Origin of the sequence: Micromonospora deserti (genome assembly GCF_003236335.1) — a bacterium.
Classification (GTDB): domain Bacteria; phylum Actinomycetota; class Actinomycetes; order Mycobacteriales; family Micromonosporaceae; genus Micromonospora; species Micromonospora deserti.
In genome coordinates this window covers 36,615-52,875 of record NZ_POUB01000007.1, presented here as the reverse complement: position 1 = coordinate 52,875, position 16,261 = coordinate 36,615, and the positions used below count along the sequence as shown (strand labels likewise).

General features: G+C 73.3%; 15 protein-coding genes. All 15 read right to left on the bottom strand.

The window, feature by feature from the left end:
* Positions 1-2: 2 nt before the first annotated feature.
* Genes C1I99_RS02205 through C1I99_RS02135 form a run of 15 tightly spaced genes read right to left on the bottom strand, consistent with a single transcriptional unit; the run spans position 3 to position 16,011 of the window.
* Positions 3-947, bottom strand: a complete 945-nt coding sequence (locus C1I99_RS02205; protein ID WP_233512269.1) for a hypothetical protein — start codon at positions 945-947, stop codon at positions 3-5.
* A complete protein-coding gene (locus C1I99_RS02200; protein WP_267897460.1) occupies positions 944-1,648 on the bottom strand; it encodes a 4'-phosphopantetheinyl transferase family protein in 705 nt (234 codons plus the stop codon). The genes C1I99_RS02205 and C1I99_RS02200 overlap by 4 nt, the downstream gene beginning before the upstream one ends.
* A complete protein-coding gene (locus C1I99_RS02195) occupies positions 1,645-2,757 on the bottom strand; it encodes an acyl-CoA dehydrogenase family protein (protein ID WP_199561893.1) in 1,113 nt (370 codons plus the stop codon). Before C1I99_RS02195 ends, C1I99_RS02200 begins: the two co-directional genes overlap by 4 nt.
* A 19-nt stretch (positions 2,758-2,776) precedes the next feature.
* Complete coding sequence (locus C1I99_RS02190) at positions 2,777-3,946, bottom strand: acyl-CoA dehydrogenase family protein (RefSeq protein ID WP_111132470.1); 1,170 nt, start codon at positions 3,944-3,946, stop codon at positions 2,777-2,779.
* Positions 3,943-4,194 (bottom strand): acyl carrier protein, encoded by a 252-nt coding sequence (locus C1I99_RS02185; RefSeq protein ID WP_233512268.1) that lies wholly within the window; start codon positions 4,192-4,194, stop codon positions 3,943-3,945. Before C1I99_RS02185 ends, C1I99_RS02190 begins: the two co-directional genes overlap by 4 nt.
* The gene (locus tag C1I99_RS02180; protein WP_111132468.1) at positions 4,191-5,441 is read right to left on the bottom strand and encodes a type III PLP-dependent enzyme domain-containing protein; all 1,251 of its coding nucleotides are present in this window, start codon (positions 5,439-5,441) and stop codon (positions 4,191-4,193) included. The genes C1I99_RS02185 and C1I99_RS02180 overlap by 4 nt, the downstream gene beginning before the upstream one ends.
* On the bottom strand, positions 5,434-6,933 hold the full coding sequence (locus C1I99_RS02175) for a class I adenylate-forming enzyme family protein (RefSeq protein WP_111132467.1): 1,500 nt from the start codon (positions 6,931-6,933) through the stop codon (positions 5,434-5,436). The genes C1I99_RS02180 and C1I99_RS02175 overlap by 8 nt, the downstream gene beginning before the upstream one ends.
* On the bottom strand, positions 6,933-8,180 hold the full coding sequence (locus C1I99_RS02170; RefSeq protein ID WP_111132466.1) for an acyl carrier protein: 1,248 nt from the start codon (positions 8,178-8,180) through the stop codon (positions 6,933-6,935). Before C1I99_RS02170 ends, C1I99_RS02175 begins: the two co-directional genes overlap by 1 nt.
* 1 nt (position 8,181) lies before the next feature.
* Positions 8,182-9,522 carry a TrpB-like pyridoxal phosphate-dependent enzyme gene (locus C1I99_RS02165; RefSeq protein ID WP_111132465.1) on the bottom strand — a complete coding sequence of 447 codons (1,341 nt, stop codon included), beginning with the start codon at positions 9,520-9,522 and terminating at the stop codon, positions 8,182-8,184.
* Positions 9,519-9,788 (bottom strand): acyl carrier protein, encoded by a 270-nt coding sequence (locus tag C1I99_RS02160; protein ID WP_111132464.1) that lies wholly within the window; start codon positions 9,786-9,788, stop codon positions 9,519-9,521. The genes C1I99_RS02165 and C1I99_RS02160 overlap by 4 nt, the downstream gene beginning before the upstream one ends.
* Entirely contained in the window at positions 9,785-11,119 is a 1,335-nt protein-coding gene (locus C1I99_RS02155) for a glutamate-5-semialdehyde dehydrogenase (protein WP_233512267.1), read from the bottom strand. The genes C1I99_RS02160 and C1I99_RS02155 overlap by 4 nt, the downstream gene beginning before the upstream one ends.
* Complete coding sequence (locus C1I99_RS02150; RefSeq protein WP_111132462.1) at positions 11,116-11,856, bottom strand: SDR family NAD(P)-dependent oxidoreductase; 741 nt, start codon at positions 11,854-11,856, stop codon at positions 11,116-11,118. The genes C1I99_RS02155 and C1I99_RS02150 overlap by 4 nt, the downstream gene beginning before the upstream one ends.
* Entirely contained in the window at positions 11,853-12,578 is a 726-nt protein-coding gene (locus C1I99_RS02145) for an alpha/beta fold hydrolase (protein WP_111132461.1), read from the bottom strand. The genes C1I99_RS02150 and C1I99_RS02145 overlap by 4 nt, the downstream gene beginning before the upstream one ends.
* Positions 12,575-15,766: a non-ribosomal peptide synthetase gene (locus tag C1I99_RS02140; protein ID WP_111132460.1), complete on the bottom strand. Its 3,192-nt coding sequence runs from the start codon at positions 15,764-15,766 to the stop codon at positions 12,575-12,577. The genes C1I99_RS02145 and C1I99_RS02140 overlap by 4 nt, the downstream gene beginning before the upstream one ends.
* Positions 15,763-16,011, bottom strand: a complete 249-nt coding sequence (locus C1I99_RS02135) for a phosphopantetheine-binding protein (RefSeq protein ID WP_111132459.1) — start codon at positions 16,009-16,011, stop codon at positions 15,763-15,765. Before C1I99_RS02135 ends, C1I99_RS02140 begins: the two co-directional genes overlap by 4 nt.
* Between the last annotated feature and the right edge of the window lie 250 nt (positions 16,012-16,261).

Sequence of the window (16,261 nt, the reverse complement as noted above, 5' to 3'; positions counted from 1 at the left end):
CTTCACATGCTCTGGCGGTGCGGGTGGGCCGCCGCTGGGGGCTGGGATGGGATGGACCGGTCACAGTCGAGCTGTCGGAGGCGGTCGAAGGTGGCCCGTACCAGGCCGGGTCGAGGGCGTCCCCGGCGTGCCGAGTCCACCGCGAAGCGCAACGCCCGGGGCAGCTCCGCCCATGCGGCCGCCGCCTCGCCGTCGCCGGACCACCGGTAGCGGAACGTGCGGTGCTGCGCGACGGTCCACAGGTCGTCCAGGTGCCGCACCGCGTCCGCCGGGGACCCGGCGACGTGCTCGCGCAGGAACACCAGAGCGTCGTCGTCGGCGAGCAGCCACTCTCCGGGCAGTTCCGGGTCCGCGCCCGGACCGGCGGTGCGGGCGAGCCAGCACGGGTGCGAGCCGGCGGGTGGCGGCAGCCAGTGTCCGAACGCGAGTGCGTTGCGGCGCTGCTGCTCCGGACTCCACCGGTCCGGCGGGGTCATCGCGGCCACCAGGTCGGCACCGCCGAGCCAGCCGGCATACGGCTGCTGCGCGCCGCCCGGCAGCAGCCCGGCGAACCCGTCCACCACGTGCCAGCCATCGCCGCGCCGATGGTCGACCAGCAACCAGTGCGGCGCGGCGCCGTCGCCCCGGGCCGGCGACCAGGGCAGCGCGGCGTTGTCGGTGACCACCACCACCCGGCCGTGCCGGCGTAGCTCGGCGTCGACCGCGTCGAGCACCGCGCCGACCGGCGCGGTGGCGTACGTCAACCGGGTGCCGTCCGGCAGCCGGTCCAGCGGAAACCGGTGGTGGGAGAGCGCGAGCTGCTGGTCCGGCAGGTCGGTGCGCACGGCGACGCGTACCGACTCCGCGAACCACCGCGGGGTGTCGGGGAACTCGCCCGCCAGGTAGCCGGCGAGGTTGCTGGTGTAGCAGCTCAACCCGACGAAGCGGGGATCCGGGCCGGCCATCATCGCGCCCCTCCACGGAGTCGCCAGGCGACGCTCACCGGCACCCGGCTGCGCCCGCGCAGGCTCCGCCACCGCAGGTCGCGCCACCGGCCGGCGCGCCGCCGGTACGGCACCGGGACGGTCCACGGGGCGCCGGCAAGCCCGGCGCCGGTGGCCTTCACGCACGCCTCCTGCACCGACCAGATCCAGGCGAACTCGCGGTCCCGGACCGCCGCCGGCAGCCGGTCCAGCGCGGCCTGGACCGGCGGGGCGCAGCAACGTCGCAGCAGCGCCGGTGGCGCCGGTACGGGGGTCTGCACGTCCACCCCGACCGGCACGCCCAGCCCCAGCGCGGCGGCCACCGTACCGGCGTCGTGGGAGAGGCTGACCCCGATCCGTGGCCAGTCCGGCAGGTACGGCTGCCCGGTGGGATAGGCGGCCAGCGGCGTGTCGCCGGCCGCCGGCCCCAGCTCCTCGACCAGCAGCATCCGTAGCAGCGCCCGGGCCGCCAGCCGCTCGACCGACCAGGCCCCCCGCTGGGCCGGATCCCATCGCCCGGCCAGCGCGGCCGGTCCGCGGAGTTCGGCCGGTGGGGTCGATGCCCACCGGACGAGCAGCCGCTGGTCGGCGACCGCCACTCGGATCCGGCGACCGACGATCAGGCGCAGCATGCCGCGCCCGACGCCCCGGCCCCGCCCGGCGGCGGCCAGCCGCGCCGCGCTCACCACGGTCGACCCCCGGGCAGGTCGGGGGCGTGGTCGGCGATGCCGGCGAGCATCGCCCCGGTTGCCCCGCCGGCGGTGGCGAACATCCCGGCCGCCGCTCGCAGCTGCGCCAGCCCGCCGTCGAGGTACGCCTCGGCCCCGACCAGCCGGGCGCACTCGCTGAGCACCAGGTCGAGGCTGTCCGCCACCGACACCTTGAGCAGCATGCTGACCGCCAGCGGCTCGGCGGTGGACCGGTACGCCGCACAGGCCGTCTCGATCCGCCAGGTCTCCACCAGGCACCGGGCGAACCGTTCCCGGATCGCCGCGTTGTCCCAGGCCGACCCGGCGCCGAGCGGACGCCCGGTGAGCCGGCAATGCGTGTCGGCGAGCACCCGCCGGCACATCGCCGCCGCCCACACCGCACCGGCGTACCGCTCGGTGGCGATGTGCCGGGCGAAGCTGACCATGCCGCGGCCGGGCCGGCCGACCAGGTGCGACCGGTCCAGGCGCACGTGGTCGAAGTGCAGGTCGCCCAGGCCGGTGCCGGTGAGCGGGCCGTCCGTTCCGGTCACCCGGACCCCGGGGGCGTCGGTCGGCACCAGCACCCAGACGAAGCTGGTGAAGTGCCGCTCCGGACGGTGCCGGGCCAGCACCAGCGCGTGGTCCGCGGTCTGGGCGTTGGTGATCCAGCGCTTGCCGCCGTTCAACAGCACCGCGTGGCCGTCGATCCGCGCCGTGGTGCCGAGGCTCATCAGGTCCGAGCCGGCACCGTCCCGGTCGGTCGCCGCCAACGCGAGCGTCGACCGGCCCTGGACCGCTGCCCGGAAGGCGGCGGTGACCGGCCCGTCGGCCGCCGCGTCGACGTGTTCCCGCAGCACCGGCAGCGCGCTGGCCACCTGGACGCAGACCGACAGCACCACCCCGACCGGGCACGACCGGTCGAGGGCGGCCAGGAGTCCCGGCAGGTGCCCGACCCGCAGGTCGGTCAGCAGGCCGTGCGCGCCGAGCGCCCGCCACACCGCGCGCGGGTCCCCGGGCCGCTCCGCCGACTCCACCGCCCGGATGGTGCGCGCGGTGACGTCGTCCGAGGACGGCGGGTGCTGGGCGGTGCCGGCTGGCGAGTCCACCGCCGGCGACGGTCGCGGCTCAGGCAAGGCGCACCTGCCGATCCCGCAACACCAGTGCCCCGTTGACCAGCAACAGGCGGTCGTTGGCGTAGTTCAGCGACGCCGAACGGAGGTCCCGGAAGACCCGCTCCAGGTGCAACGGGGACGACTTCAGGTATCCGTGGCGCAGCCCGACCAGCTCGACCATCTCGTCGGCCGCGGCGAAGCACTGCTCGGCGGCGTGCACCTTCAACGAGTTGACCAGCATCTGCACGGCCGGATCGCTGCGGTCGGACCCGCTCTCCATCGTCGCGACGGTGTGCCGGAGCACAGCGTTCACCAGGTCCAGCCGGCCCCGGAGCCGGGCCAGCCGGGTCAGCAGCAGCTCCGAGGACGGGTCGAACTGGTTGCGCCCGGCATCCCGAATGTGGTGCAGGATCCGGGACAGCGCGCCGGTGGCCGCGCCGAGCCACGCGGCCGACCAGCCGATGTGCGCCAACGGGCCGAACGTCGGAGCGACGATCTCCCGGAACCGCCCCGGTTCGCCGATCACCTGGTCGGCCGGCACCTGCCCGGTCAGCCGCATCGGCACGCTGTCCGTGGCCCGCATGCCCAACGGCTGCCAGCCGCCGCGTACCTCCACGGTGAGCTGGTCCCGGCGCGCGTACACCAGCGACACCTGGCTCGGCGAGGTGGCCTGCGGCGCCAGCGCGGTGATGAGGAAAGCGTCGGCGTACCGGCCGCCGGTGACGATCGGGGCGTCCCGGTCGATCGTCAGCATCCCGGCCGTCCGCCCCACCACCGACTCCGAACTGAGCAGGTGCCCGCCGGTGCCGCGTTCCGTGGTCACCGAGGCGAGGTAGACGTTGCCCTTGCCCAGCACGGGCAGCAGCCGGGCGGCCAGCGGCCCGTCGGCATGCCGGACCACAGCCGCCACCTGCTGGCAGTGCATGGCGAAGATCAGCGCCACCGACATGTCGACCCGGGCCAGCCGCAGGGTCACCTCGACCAGGTCGGTGAGCGTGCCGCCGCCCCCGCCGTGCTCCGCCGGCACGAGCAGGCCCAGCAGCCCGGTCGCCCGCATGGCATCCAGCGCCGCCGTCGGGAACTCGGCGGCCTCGTCGGAGTGTCCGGCGTACTCGGCGGTGACGGCCAGCACCTCGGCGACCGCCGACTCGTACCGGCCGACGAGGGGCGGTTTACCGGTCATGCCGCCCGTCCACGCAGCGACTCGATGGTCGCCCACAGGCTGCCCGCCGTGGCGAAGGTGTGGTTGGTGAGCAACTCGTCCGGCATGGATACGCCATAGGTATCCTCGATCGCGAACAGCAGCTCGATCGCGCGCATGGAGTCCAGGCCCAGGTCGGTCAGCGAGGCGTCGGGCGTGATGGGCTCGGTTCCGGCGTACTTGAGGAACGGTTTGAGGAGATCCGGGAATCCGGTGTCCAATGCGGTCAACCCCTAACGCTGCCGTTGGTGGAGTGCCGGGTGAGTTCCAGGCGGGTCATTCCGGTGACCCGGCCGCCGGTGACGGTGACCTCGACCGGCATGGGGTGCGCCAGGAAGGCGACCAGGCTGGCGTACAGGCCGTACGCGCCGACGTTGGGCACGGCGACCAGCTGACCCGGCGTCAGCTCGACGAGCGTGGCGGAGCGGGCCCAGGTGTCCAGCGGGGTGCAGAGCGGTCCGGCGACGATCGTGCCGGGGCGGGCGGGGCCGGCCGGCCCCGCCAGCGCGACCACGTCCGGCACGATCGGGGGGAGCCGGCGCAGCCCGGACATGCCACCCAGGTGGTGGATCCCGGACTCCAGCACGACCACTGTGGAGCCCTGGGACCGTTTGACGTCGAGCACCCGGGTGACGAGGGTGCCGCAGGTGCCCACCAGGTGGCGGCCGGACTCGAAGGCGACCGCCGGTCCGCTCTCCGGCCAGCCCGGGAACGCGTCGTCGAGCAGCCGGACCAGCCGGTCCGCCAGTTTCGGGTACTCCGGACGGGCACCGGCGCGGGCGAACGGCGCGCCGAACCCACCGCCCAGGTCCAGCAGTTCCGGCTCGACGCCGGTCGCCGCAGCCAGCCGCCGTACCGTGGCGACGGACTGGTTGAACTGTGCCATCAGCGCGTCCTCGCCGGTCAGGTTGCTGCCGGTGTAGAGGTGGAAGCCGACCGGGCGCACGTGCCGGCGCGGACCGAACAGCTCGGGCCGGTCCAGCACCCACCAGACGTCCGCGCCGAACTGCGACGCCACCCCGGTCATGGTCAGCCCCTGTCCGGGGCTCGGGGTGTCGTCGTTGATCCGGACCAGCGCCCGGACCTCGGTGCCGTACTCGGCGGCGATCCGGTCGAGCTGGTCCAGCCCGTACGGCGAGTCGATGGAGAACAGCCGGACCCCGGCCCGGACCGCCTCGTCGACGTCGACGTCGCGCTTGCCGGGGCCGGTGTAGAGCATCGCCGCCGGCGCGTACCCGGCCGCCAGGGCGGCCCGCAGCTCGCCCGGTGAGCACACCTCCGCCTGGCAACCGGCCGTGGCGAGAGCGGCCAGCACGGCCGGGTGCGGGTTGGCCTTGAGCGAATAGAACAGCTCGGCGGCCCGCGGCAGCGCGGCCCGCAGCGCGGCGTGCGACCGGGCCAGCTCGTCGAGGTCGTACAGGTACGCGGGGGTCGGCGGGGCGTCCGGTCGTCCGAACAGCTCGGCGAGGCTAGACATGGGCCCGCTCCTGCCACACCTGGTACAGCGCCGCCCGGTCGACCTTCCCGTTGCGGGTCAACGGGATCTCCGGCAGGACCAGGCAGGTACGCGGCATCTTGATCTCGTCGAGCTCGGCGCGCAGCGCGTGCAGCACCTGCTGCGTGGTCAGGTCGCTGACCACGAACAGGGTGGCCGAGTCGGAGGCGTCCTCGGCCCGCGGGGGCAGCACGGCGGCCGCCTCGACCCCGGGTACGCGGTACGCCGCCGCCTCCACCTCGGTGACGCTGACCCGGGTGCCCCGCTCCTTGTAGATGTCGTCCCGCCGCCCCACGAAGTGGAGGTAGCCGTCGTCGTCGAGCCATCCGTAGTCACCGGTACGCAGCTGGGGGAAGAGGCCCTCGACCCGGGGGAACCGCTGCGCGGTGAGCGCGGGCCGGCGCCAGTAACCTGCCATCACGTGCGGCCCGCGTACCACGATCTCGCCGACCGTGCCCGCCGGCAGCGACGCACCGTCCTCGTCCACGATGAGGATCTCCGTGCCGGGCAGCGCCCGCCCGCTCGCCCCGGGTCGGCGCTGGTCCTCGTCGGCCGGCATGATTGCGGCCCGCTTGCACTCGGTCAACCCGAACATCAGCTGCACCCGCAGCGTCGGGATCCGGGAGCGCAGTTCCCGCAGCACCTCCGGAGGCATCACAGCGCCGGTGTTGGTGAGCAACCGCAGCGCCGGCGCCGTCGCACCGGGGCGGGACAGCATCCTGGCCAGGCCGCGGGCTAGCGCGGGCACTGCCGGCAGCACGGTGGCCCGGTGCGCGACCAGCTCGCGGGCCAGCATCGGGCCGGCCACCCCCGGCGGGCCGAGCTGAAGCCGGGCGCCGGCCAGGGTGCTGAGGAGGATCTGGTACAAGCCGTAGTCGAAGGACAGCGGCACCGCGCAGTAGACCACGTCGTCGGGCCGGTAGCCGAGCTGCGAGGCGATGGCCCCGGCCGCGAAGACCACCTGGGCGTGGGTGGAGACCACCGCCTTGGGCATGCCGGTGCTGCCCGAGGTGTAGATCAGGCAGACTGGGTCGACCGCCAGCGGCGTCGTGGCGATTCGTTCGTGGGGCCCGCCCCGCCCGGCCCGGCGCAGCTCCGCCAGCCCGGCTGTCGGGGTCTGGTGGTCGACGGCGACGGCAGCCGCCACCGGCGAGTCGCTGACCAGCAGCATCGGCTCCGCGTCGGTCAGCACGTGCGCCAGGGTGACCGCCGGTGACTGGTCGTTGACCACGCTGAACACGGCGCCGATCCGAGAACACGCGTACAGCAGCGCCGGCAGCAGCAGGTCGTTGGGCAGGCAGACGACCACCCGGTCGCCCCGCCGGACACCCCGCCCGATGAGCCAGCCGGCGAGCCGGCGGCTGGCCGCGGCAACCGCGGCGTAGCTGAGCGTCTCCCCGTCGTGGCCGACCGCGGTCGATTCCGGCCAGGTCGTCGCCGAGCGGTCCAGCAGGTCGTGCAGTAGGTCGCTCATCAGCCCGCCGCCATCCGGGCGGACTGCCGGGCCCGGCGGAACAGGGCGTGCAGCGAGTCCAGGTCGTGCAGGGCCGTCCCGGTGAGGTGGTCCGGGTCCACCTCGACCCCCAACCGGGTCTCCACCCGTTCGATCACCTCCACCAGCCGGAACGAGTTGAAGCCGGGAAGCGTCCGCAGCGCGGGCCCGGTGGCCAACACCTCGGCGCCGACCCCGAACACCGCGCCGACCTCGGCGACGAGCACGGCACGGATCTGGTCCGGGTCGACCGGCTCCGGTGGTGGCGACGCCGGGCCGGTGGCCACGGGCGGGGCGTCGTCGCCGGCCAGCCGCCGGGCCAGCGCCACGTCGCCGCGCAGCAGCTCGGCGAGCTGGTCGAGCACGGCGGCGGGGAACGCGCCGTTGCGCCGGACCCGCCGCATCGTCACGTAGCTCTGCGCGGCCAGCGCGAGCCAGGACTCGGCCTGACCGGCGGTCTCCGCCGCACCGATCCGTTCGGGCTGCGCGGCCAACCAGGCGGCGTGCAGCGCCCGGGACCGGCCGAGCAGCCACACGTCGAGGACCAGTTGGCTCGCCACCTCAGGCTCACCGGCCCGGTCCCGGACCGCAGACAGGTACTCCTCGATCCGGTTGGTCGCCCTGCTCAGCACGGCGGCGTTCGTGCGCAGGACCACCGCCCGGTCCAGCGACGGGGCGCCCACCGCCGTGATGGTCATCGCGCTGGCCCGAGGCACCGCGGCGTCGAACTCCGCCGCGGACAACCGCCAGGCTCCGGGCCGTACGTCGCCCCACTGGGTGGAGTTGTGGTAGCCGTCCACCACGAGGCAGGTCTGGCCCCCCTCGACGAGCAGGAAGCTGTGCTCCATGTGCTGGTTGCCGGCGTAGGGCAGCCAGCCCATGGTGAACGCGTCGGCGACCACGTACAGCGGTGCCCGGCGCGTCACCAGCTCCCGCAGCCGCGCGCCGGACACGTCATCCCACCGCTGGTCGACCCGCAGGCCGAGCAGCTCGTCCGCCTCGGCCAGACGCTGGTCCGGCCCGGCGACCACGGTCGGCGGACCGGCCGGTCCCGGGGCCGGGTCGAACCGCAGCGCGGCGCCGAACGCCAGGTGGGCCCCCGGCCGGTAGGCCCGGTCCGCCAGCGCGGCGAGGTTCACCTGCAGACAGTCCAGCAGGTCGGCACGAAGACCGGCCAGGATCGGCGTCCACTCCCGGCTGCGGGTCGGCACCGGTGGTACAACGAGCATGTCATGCCCCTTCGATCGGATGGACCGGGCGCAGCGTCGCGGTCGCTTCGCGTAGCGCCTCCGGGTCCGCCGGCTGGTCCTCGGGGAGCCCGGCCAGGAGCTTGTCGTAGGCGGCCAGGTCGAGCAGGCCGTGCCCGCTGACGCAGACCAGCACCCCGTGCCGGGAGGCGAGATCGGGTTCCTGTCCGGCGGCGACCCGGGCGGCGGCGGCGAGCGCGTGCCCCGACTCCGGCGCCGGCAACACCAGCTCACTGGTAGCGAAGACACGTCCCGCCGACAGCGCCTCCCGTTGCCCGATCGCCAGCGCGGAGATCTGGTCGCGGTGCCGCATTGCGGAGATCAGCTTGGCCGCGCCGTGGAAGCGCAGCCCGGCGGCGTGTGACGGGGGTATCGCGTACCGGCTGCCGATGGTGTACATCGCCTCCATCGGGCCGGTGCCGGTGGAGTCGGTGTGGTCGTACGCGTACACGCCCCGGGTCAGTTTGGGCGTGGTGCTGGACTCGGCGGCGACCAGCGTGGCCGGTCGGGGCAGTTCGCCAGCTCGTGCGGCGGCGAAGAACGGCAACGCGACGCCGCCGAAGTTGCTGCCCGCGCCGACGCAGCCGACCACCGTGTCCACCTCGGCGCCGAGCGCGGCGAGCTGGTCGATCGCCTCCAACCCGATCACCGACTGGTGCAGGATGCTGTACGTCTCCCCGCTGCCAATGCAGAACGCCCGTTTCGGATCCGTCCGGGCGTATTCCACGGCCTCACCGATGGCCAGCGCGAGGCTGTTGCCCTGCTGGTGGTTACCGGTGGCGTCGCGGCCGAGCGCGGTCAGTTGACTGGGGCTGGTGTGCAGGTCGGCGCCGTAGAGCCGGATCAGACTGCCCCGGTACGGCTTGTCCCGCAGGCTGCCACCGACCATGAACACCGTGCAGGCCAGGCCGAACGCCGCGCAGGCGGCGGCCAAAGCGCTGCCCCACTGGCCGGCACCGGTGCCGGTCACCAGCTCACGGAAGCCGGCCCGGTGGTAGTAGTACGCCTGGGCCAGCGCGGTGTTGAACTTGTGGCTGCCGGAGATGTTGCCGCCCTCGTACTTGACGTAGATCGGCACTGCGGCCTGGATCTCCGCCTCGAAGCGGCGGGCCCGCCACAGCGGTGCCGGGCGGAACGCGCGGTACCGCTCGGCCACCGGCTCCGGGACGGGCCAGAACTCCCGTTGGGACACGCTCTGCCTGATCAGCTCGAGCGGCAGGGTGGCGGTCACCGGGCCTGCGCCCTGCTCCGGTGTCAGGTCGACGGGCAGGTCGTACCCGAGGTGCGGCAGGACGCTGCGCCAGGCTCGTGGTGCCTCGGTCACGTCTCCTCCTTGGTCACGTCCATGACCACGTCGACCAGGTCGGCGACGGTGGTGAAGACCCGCCCGGCGAAGAGGTCGTCCGGCAGGGTGAGGTCCAGTTCGTCCTCGAGCTGCACGAGCATGCCGAGGAAGCCCAGCGAGTTGACCCGCAGCAACGCGCCGTTGAGCGGCTCGTCGTCGGCGACCGCGGTTGGGCTCACGCTGAGCCGGGACTCGCGGACAACGAGCCGCTTGACCGCCTCGGTGACTTGGGTTCGGTTGGTCATGACGCCGCCCCCTCGCCACGCAGCGTGCCGTCCGCCTCGATCACCCAGCTGTAGGTGAGTAGCGCGGACAGGTCGACTGGCCCGCGGACGTGCAACCGGCCGGTGCTGATGGACAGCTCCGGACCCAACCCCATGGTGGGTCCGTCGTGCAGGCGCAGCGACCCGTTGACCACCAGCGCGGCGGCGTCCACCCGGGCCAGGAACGCGTCGACGACCGCTCGGTCGGTCGCCACCACACCCTCCGTGTGGCCGGAGCCGAACCGGCGGATGTGGTCCACCGCCTCGTCCAGGCCGGCCACCGGCCGGATGCCGATCGACCGTTCGAGGAACTCCCGGCCGTCGTCGGCGGCGGTGAGTTCGACCACCGGCGTGGTGGTCGGTCTGGCCGCCGGGGCGGCGTCGGGTCCGGACGGGGCGGCGGGCCGGGCCACCGACGTGCTGGCGGCCACCAGTCGGGGATCGACCCGCAGCAGCCACGGCTCGGCCAGTCCGGCACCGGTGCGCAGCAGCGTCCGGGTGAGTTCCCGGGCCACCTCGGTGTGGGCCAGCACCAGTTCCAGCGTGTTGCACGCGGTGGGCTCACCGAGTTTGCTGTCCAGCGCGATCCGCGCGGCGAGATCCAGGTCGGCGCTGCGGTCGACGTACAGGTGGTTGACGCCGCCGCCGCTGGCGATGACCGGGATGGTGGAGCTGGTCCGGCAGTAGTCGATCAGGGACGGGCTGCCCCGGGGGATCAGCACGTCGATCGCGTCCGGCCGCTTCAGCAGCGCTCGAACCACCCGGCGGTCGGGGTCGGTGACGATGGCGACGGTGCCGTCGGGCAGTTCGGCGTCGGCGAGCGCCCGGTCGACCACGGCGACCAGGGCCTGGTTGGTGGCCGCGATCTCCGCGCCACCACGGAGCACCGCCGCGTTGCCGACCGCCACCGGAAGCAGGGCGCCCTCCACGGTCACCGTCGGCCGGGCCTCGTAGATCATCAACGCGACGCCGAACGGCTTGGGCAGCCGTCGCCGGGTGGTGCCGTTGTCAGCCCGGTGCGCCGGACCTGGCGCGGTCACCGCCGGCAGTGCCGCCCGCGTCCGATCGATCAGGCCGACCAGGGTCGCCAGGTGGCGCTTGTGCAGCGCCAACCGATCGACTAGGTCGGCACCCAGGCCGGCGGCGACGGCCCGGCCCACGTCGACGGCGTTGGCCGCCAGCACGTCTTCCCAGGAGTGGGTCAGGTGCGCGGCGAGTACGGCGCAGTACCGGTCGTAGCGAGCGTCGCCGGGCGGCGGTAGCGCGGCTCGCGCCGTCGTCACGCCGGTCAGGATGTCGTCGACGTCGGTCACCACATGAACTGCCCACCATCCACGATCAGCTTCTGCCCGGTCAGGTATCCGCTGGCCGGTCCGATCAGGAACTCCAGCGCGTCGGCGATCTCCTCGGTGGTGCCGATCCGGCCGCGGGGGATCTCGGCGACGACGGCGGCCCGGGCCGCGGGGTCGTCCAGCCGGAACCGGGTCACCAGCTCGTCGGTCTCGGTCATGCCGGGGATCAGGCAGTTGACCCGGATCCGCGGGGCCAGCTCGACCGCGAGGCACTTGGTGAGATGCAGCAGGCCGGCCTTGCTGGCGCAGTAGTTGGCCCCGTTCCGGCGCGGCCGGATGCCGGTGGTCGCGCCGATGTTGACGATCGTCGCGTCCCGATCCGCCGCCAGCATCGCCGGAGCGAACGCCTGGCTGAGGAAGAACGCACCGGACAGGTTGGTGTCGAGCACCCGCCGCCAGTCCAGTGCGGACAGCTCCAGGAAAGGCCGGTCGATGTTGATGCCCGCGTTGTTGACCAGCACGGTCGGGGTCCCGTGCCGGGTGAGCACCGTGCCGGCCGCCGCCCGTACCGCGTCGGCGTCGGCGACGTCGAGCTGGAGCGGGTGGAAGGATTCGCCGAGTTCGGCCGCGGCCGATGCGGCGGCCTGGGCGTCACTGCGGTACGGCGCGACGACCCGGTATCCGAGCTTGACCAGCCGCCGGCTGAGCGTCAGGCCGATCCCCCGGGTGCCGCCGCTGACCACCGCGAGCGGACTCATCCGGCCACCGCCTCCGGGGTCCGGCCGAGGAACGGGGTGACCGCCCCGACCAGTTGCGGCAGGTGGGCCGGCTCGAAGACGGCGAAGTGGCCGGCGTCGAGGTTGCCGGTACGCAGGTCCGGGGCGAGCTCCCGCCACCGGGCCGCGGCGGCGGGCCTGAAGTCGAACTCGTCGTCGGCGCACCACAGCGTCAGCACCCGGCCGGGGTAGGGCCGCTCGGCGTGATAGTCCGCGAGCGCGGCGACCTGGGTGTCGAAAACCCGACGGACCCGGTCCACGGTGGCCGGGTCGGGTCGGGGCCCGAGCATCCCGATGACCGTCTCGCGGATCCGGGCGTCCTCCTCGGCCGCGGCCTGGCGCGGCAGCGGCGAGGCGTCGACCAGCACGACGTCGGGACGGTGTCCCCGCTCGGCGAGCCGGACCGCGAGTTCCCAGGCCACCGATCCACCCAGGGACCAGCCGAACACGGCGGCCGGCATGGCATCGCCGGCGTCCAGTGCCCGAGCCGCCGCGTCGGCCATCTCGGCGATCGTCCGTTCCGGTTCCTCGCCCGGCAGCAGGCCGGCCGCGCGGACCGCCACCACGTTGTGGGTGTGGCCGATCGTCGAGGCGAGTTGGAAGTACGGTTGCAGGCCGCCACCGGCGCCAGGCAGCAGCACGCAGACCGGCCGGGTGCCGCGACGCAGCAGGGTGACCAACCGGCCGGGTGTGGTGGCCGTCATCGGGCCGGCTCCGTCGCGGGCGCGCGGCCGGCCCGGACCAGCCCGGCCAGGACGGTCACCGTCGGCGCGGCGAAGAATTCCGCGAGCGGCACCGGGACGCCGTACCGTTCCTGCACCTCGGCGAGGGTGGTGAAGATGTTGAGCGAGTGCGCGCCGTACTCCATCAGTGGTCGGTCCGGCGAGATCTGCTCGACCTCCAGCACCCGGGCCCACAGCATGGCGAGGTCGCGTTCCAGGTCGTCGACGTACTCGGGCTCGACGGCGGCGTCGGCGGCCTGCTGCTCGGCCAACCGGCCCTCGGCGATCCGCAGCAGCGCGTCGCGATCGGTCTTGCCCGGCGCCGAGGTCGGGATCAGGTCGATCGGGAAGATCCAGACCGGCCGCATGTAGACCGGCAGCGCGGCGGCCAGCCGCTGCCGGAGCTGCTCGATGTCGACCGTGGACGCAGGATCCGGGCGGACGAACAAGCCGATCTCCCGGTCGGCGCCGGCGCCGCGTACCACCGCCACCGCCTGCCGTACCCCATCGACCTGGAGCGCCACCGCCTCGATCTCGCCGAGTTCGATCCGGTATCCGCGCACCTTGACCTGGGTGTCCATCCGGCCCAGGAAGACCAGGTCGCCGCGATCGTCGCGGACCGCCAGGTCGCCCGTGCAGTACATGACCGCGCCCGGATCGTTGGAGAACCGGTCCGGCACGAACCGCGCGGCGGTGGTCTCCGGGTCGTTGACGTAGCCGTCCGCCGGGCATTCCCCGCCCAGGAAGAGCTCACCGACGACGCCGGGCGGTGCGAGGTGACCGGTGGCGTCGACCAGATATGCGTGGACCCGCGGGTAGGGCACGCCGATGGGCACGTGGGTGGGCCACACCGGGTCCCGGTAGGACAGCCGGTACGAGGTGACCGCGTGGGTTTCCGTCGGTCCGTACAGGTTGACCAGGGTGGCGTGCGGGTGGGCGCGGAAGAAGTCACGGATCTCGTCGTCGACGAGCAGCTGTTCCCCGGAGACGCACAGGTAGCGCAGCGCGGGCAGCCGGGTGCCCCGGGCCGTGGCGGCCTGCACCAGCGGGCGCAGCGCGGTGGCCGGCAGGTAGACGTGGGTCACCTCGGTCTGCGCGATCCGGGTGAGGATCGCGGTGAGCATGCGCCGGTCGATGGGGTCGCGGGAGACCACCGTGCCGCCGGTCGCCAGGGTCGGCAGGATCTCCTGAAAGGAGACGTCGAAGCCGAGCGGGGCGTACTGGAGGAACCGGGTCTCGGCGTCCATGTCGAGGGCCGCGATCTGCCACCGGGTGAGGTTGGCCAGTGGTCGCTGCCCCATCTGGACGCCTTTCGGTCGCCCGGTGGAGCCGGAGGTGAACATCACGTAGACCGGGGCGTCCGGGTCCGTGCCGGGTTCGGGCACCGGCGCCGTGCTGGCGGCCAGGTCCGCCACCGGCACCGCGGGTACGTCGGCGACCAGCGCGTCGCCGACGATCAGGTCGCAGCCGGCCCGCCGGACCAGGTAGGCGAGTCGTTCCGCCGGCTGGCCCGGTTCCAGCGGCAGGTACGCGGCGCCGAGCCGCAGGATGCCGAGGATGGCGGTGACCGTGTCGCACAGGGTCGTTGCCGCGAGTCCGACCACGGCGCGGGCACCCACGCCGCGCGCGGCCAGGCCGGCAGCGATCCGTTCCGCCTCAATCAGCAGTTGGCGGTAGTCGAGTCGCCGATGCGGATCCTCGATGGCCGGAGCCTCGGGCTGCCGCCGGCCCACCGCCGCCACCCATTCCCACGGCGAGTTCCCAGGGAGGTGGCTGGTCCAGCCGTCGGAACGGACGCTGACCGCGGTCGACGCGTCGTGGAACAGCTCGGCTAGCCGGCGGGAGCCGTCCCGGACCGCCGTGCGCACCGCGTCCCGCAACGAGGTGAGCAGCCCATCGGCGATCACCGGGGCGATCAGTTGCCGGTCGTACTCGAGTTCGAGCAGCCAGCGACCGTCGACCGGGGTGGCACCGAGCCAGAGGTCGAACTTGGCGGTGCCGTTGCCCGGTTCGAGGACCCGCCGGACCGCGCCGGCCGACTCGGGGGCGAAGGTGTCCTGCATGGCGAGCATCGCCGAGAACATCGGGTTCCGGTTGCTCGACCGATCGGGTCGTACGTCGGCGACCAGCCGGCTGAAGGTGACGTCCACGTTCGCGCGGCAGAAGTCGACCGCGTCCCGGACCACCTTGCCGAGGTGCTCGTCGACGGTGCGGCCCCACTCCACCTCCACCGTGACCGGCAGGGTGTTGACGAAGAAGCCGCCGAGGTCGAAGGCGCCGATGGTGCGGCGGGCCATGAACGGGCTGCCCACGAGCACGCTGGTGACGTTTCCGTGCCGGGCCAGCAGCGTGCCGTAGATGCCGGAGAAGAACACGAAGGGCGAGATCTCCAGTCGCCGGCAGGTCTCGGCCAGCGCGGCCGTCTCGGCCTCACTGAGGTGCCAGGCGACCCGGTCGCCGGTGAACTCGGTCTGCCGGGGCCGTCCGGGCAGCGGCGCCAACACCAGGGGTGGGACCTCGCGGAGCCGGGCCGCCCACTCCCGCGATCGCTCGGCCACCCGGTCGGAGCCGGCGCTGCGGTTCTGGGCGGCGAGTTCCTTGACGAACGCCTTCTCCCGGGCAATCCGGCGTCGTTGGATCTCGTCGCCGGTCAACCGGCCGGACAGCGCGTCCTCAAGGTCGCGGACCAGCGGCCCCATGGAGACCCCGTCGAGAATGACGTGGTGGTCGCACATCAGGATCGACGCACGGGGCTCGTCGAGGCTGCGAACCGTCGCGAACCGGTACGCCGGCCCGTCGGCCAGGTCGAACTCGGGCCGGCCGATGCGCCGCAGGACCGTGTCGACCGCCTCCTCGAAGTCGCGTGCCGGAGTGGTCACCCGGTCCAGGGGTAACGCATCGGGAGCCGGCGGCGGGGTGAGCCGGGCGTGCATCTCGGGCAGCATGCCGAAGACCTGACGCATGGCTGGTTGGACGGCGACCACCGTGGCTAGTGCCCGCTCGACCGTCTCGGCGGGTATGGCCGGGTCGATGTCGAAGCGGACCAGTTGGTTGTAGACGGCGTGACCGGGAGACCGTTCATTGACCACCAGCAGGCCCTTCTGGGACTCGGTGATCGGCAGTCGCGCCGGCTCGGCCGCCGGATCCGCGGTCTGGACGGTGGTTGTCACCGTGCGTCTCCTCTCTCGGCGCCCACCGCCGCCAGCTCGCTCAGCCACTGCTTCAGGTCGCCGACGGTGCGCAGGTCTACCAGGCGGGTGGCGTCGATCTCCGCGTCGTCGTCGGCGGCGGTCTCGACCGCGAGCCGGAGCAGGGAGAGCGACTCCAGCCCGGCTTCCAGAAGGGGAGTGGCGTCGGTGAAGCCCACCGACGCGTATTTCGCGATCATCTCGTCGAGGTCAGCTGCCGTCTTCATCCCTGCATCCCGTGCACCTGATCGGCCTCCTGCGGACGGTCGGAGGACGGACTAAGGGTGCACGGCGCAGATCGACCTGGGTCGAACCGTATTGCACCTGTGACCCTTTTCCTCGATCGAGCATCCCGGCTCGGTTGTTCGCTCGATGTTCGCGGGATGGAATGTGGCTGTAAGTCGATGGCGCATCCAGGTCGACGCCGGCGACCGGCCGCCGGACCCGAACCCAGAAAGGGCCGTTCGGCAGTCGTGG

Excerpts from the sequence above, each read along its gene's own strand:
- C1I99_RS02160 (WP_111132464.1), bottom strand. The coding sequence starts at position 9,788 with ATGACCAACCGAACCCAAGTCACCGAGGCGGTCAAGCGGCTCGTTGTC.
- C1I99_RS02205 (WP_233512269.1), bottom strand. The coding sequence starts at position 947 with ATGATGGCCGGCCCGGATCCCCGCTTCGTCGGGTTGAGCTGCTACACC.
- C1I99_RS02135 (WP_111132459.1), bottom strand. The coding sequence starts at position 16,011 with ATGAAGACGGCAGCTGACCTCGACGAGATGATCGCGAAATACGCGTCG.
- C1I99_RS02150 (WP_111132462.1), bottom strand. The coding sequence starts at position 11,856 with ATGAGTCCGCTCGCGGTGGTCAGCGGCGGCACCCGGGGGATCGGCCTG.
- C1I99_RS02145 (WP_111132461.1), bottom strand. The coding sequence starts at position 12,578 with ATGACGGCCACCACACCCGGCCGGTTGGTCACCCTGCTGCGTCGCGGC.
- C1I99_RS02170 (WP_111132466.1), bottom strand. The coding sequence starts at position 8,180 with ATGCTCGTTGTACCACCGGTGCCGACCCGCAGCCGGGAGTGGACGCCG.
- C1I99_RS02175 (WP_111132467.1), bottom strand. The coding sequence starts at position 6,933 with ATGAGCGACCTACTGCACGACCTGCTGGACCGCTCGGCGACGACCTGG.
- C1I99_RS02180 (WP_111132468.1), bottom strand. The coding sequence starts at position 5,441 with ATGTCTAGCCTCGCCGAGCTGTTCGGACGACCGGACGCCCCGCCGACC.
- C1I99_RS02190 (WP_111132470.1), bottom strand. The coding sequence starts at position 3,946 with ATGACCGGTAAACCGCCCCTCGTCGGCCGGTACGAGTCGGCGGTCGCC.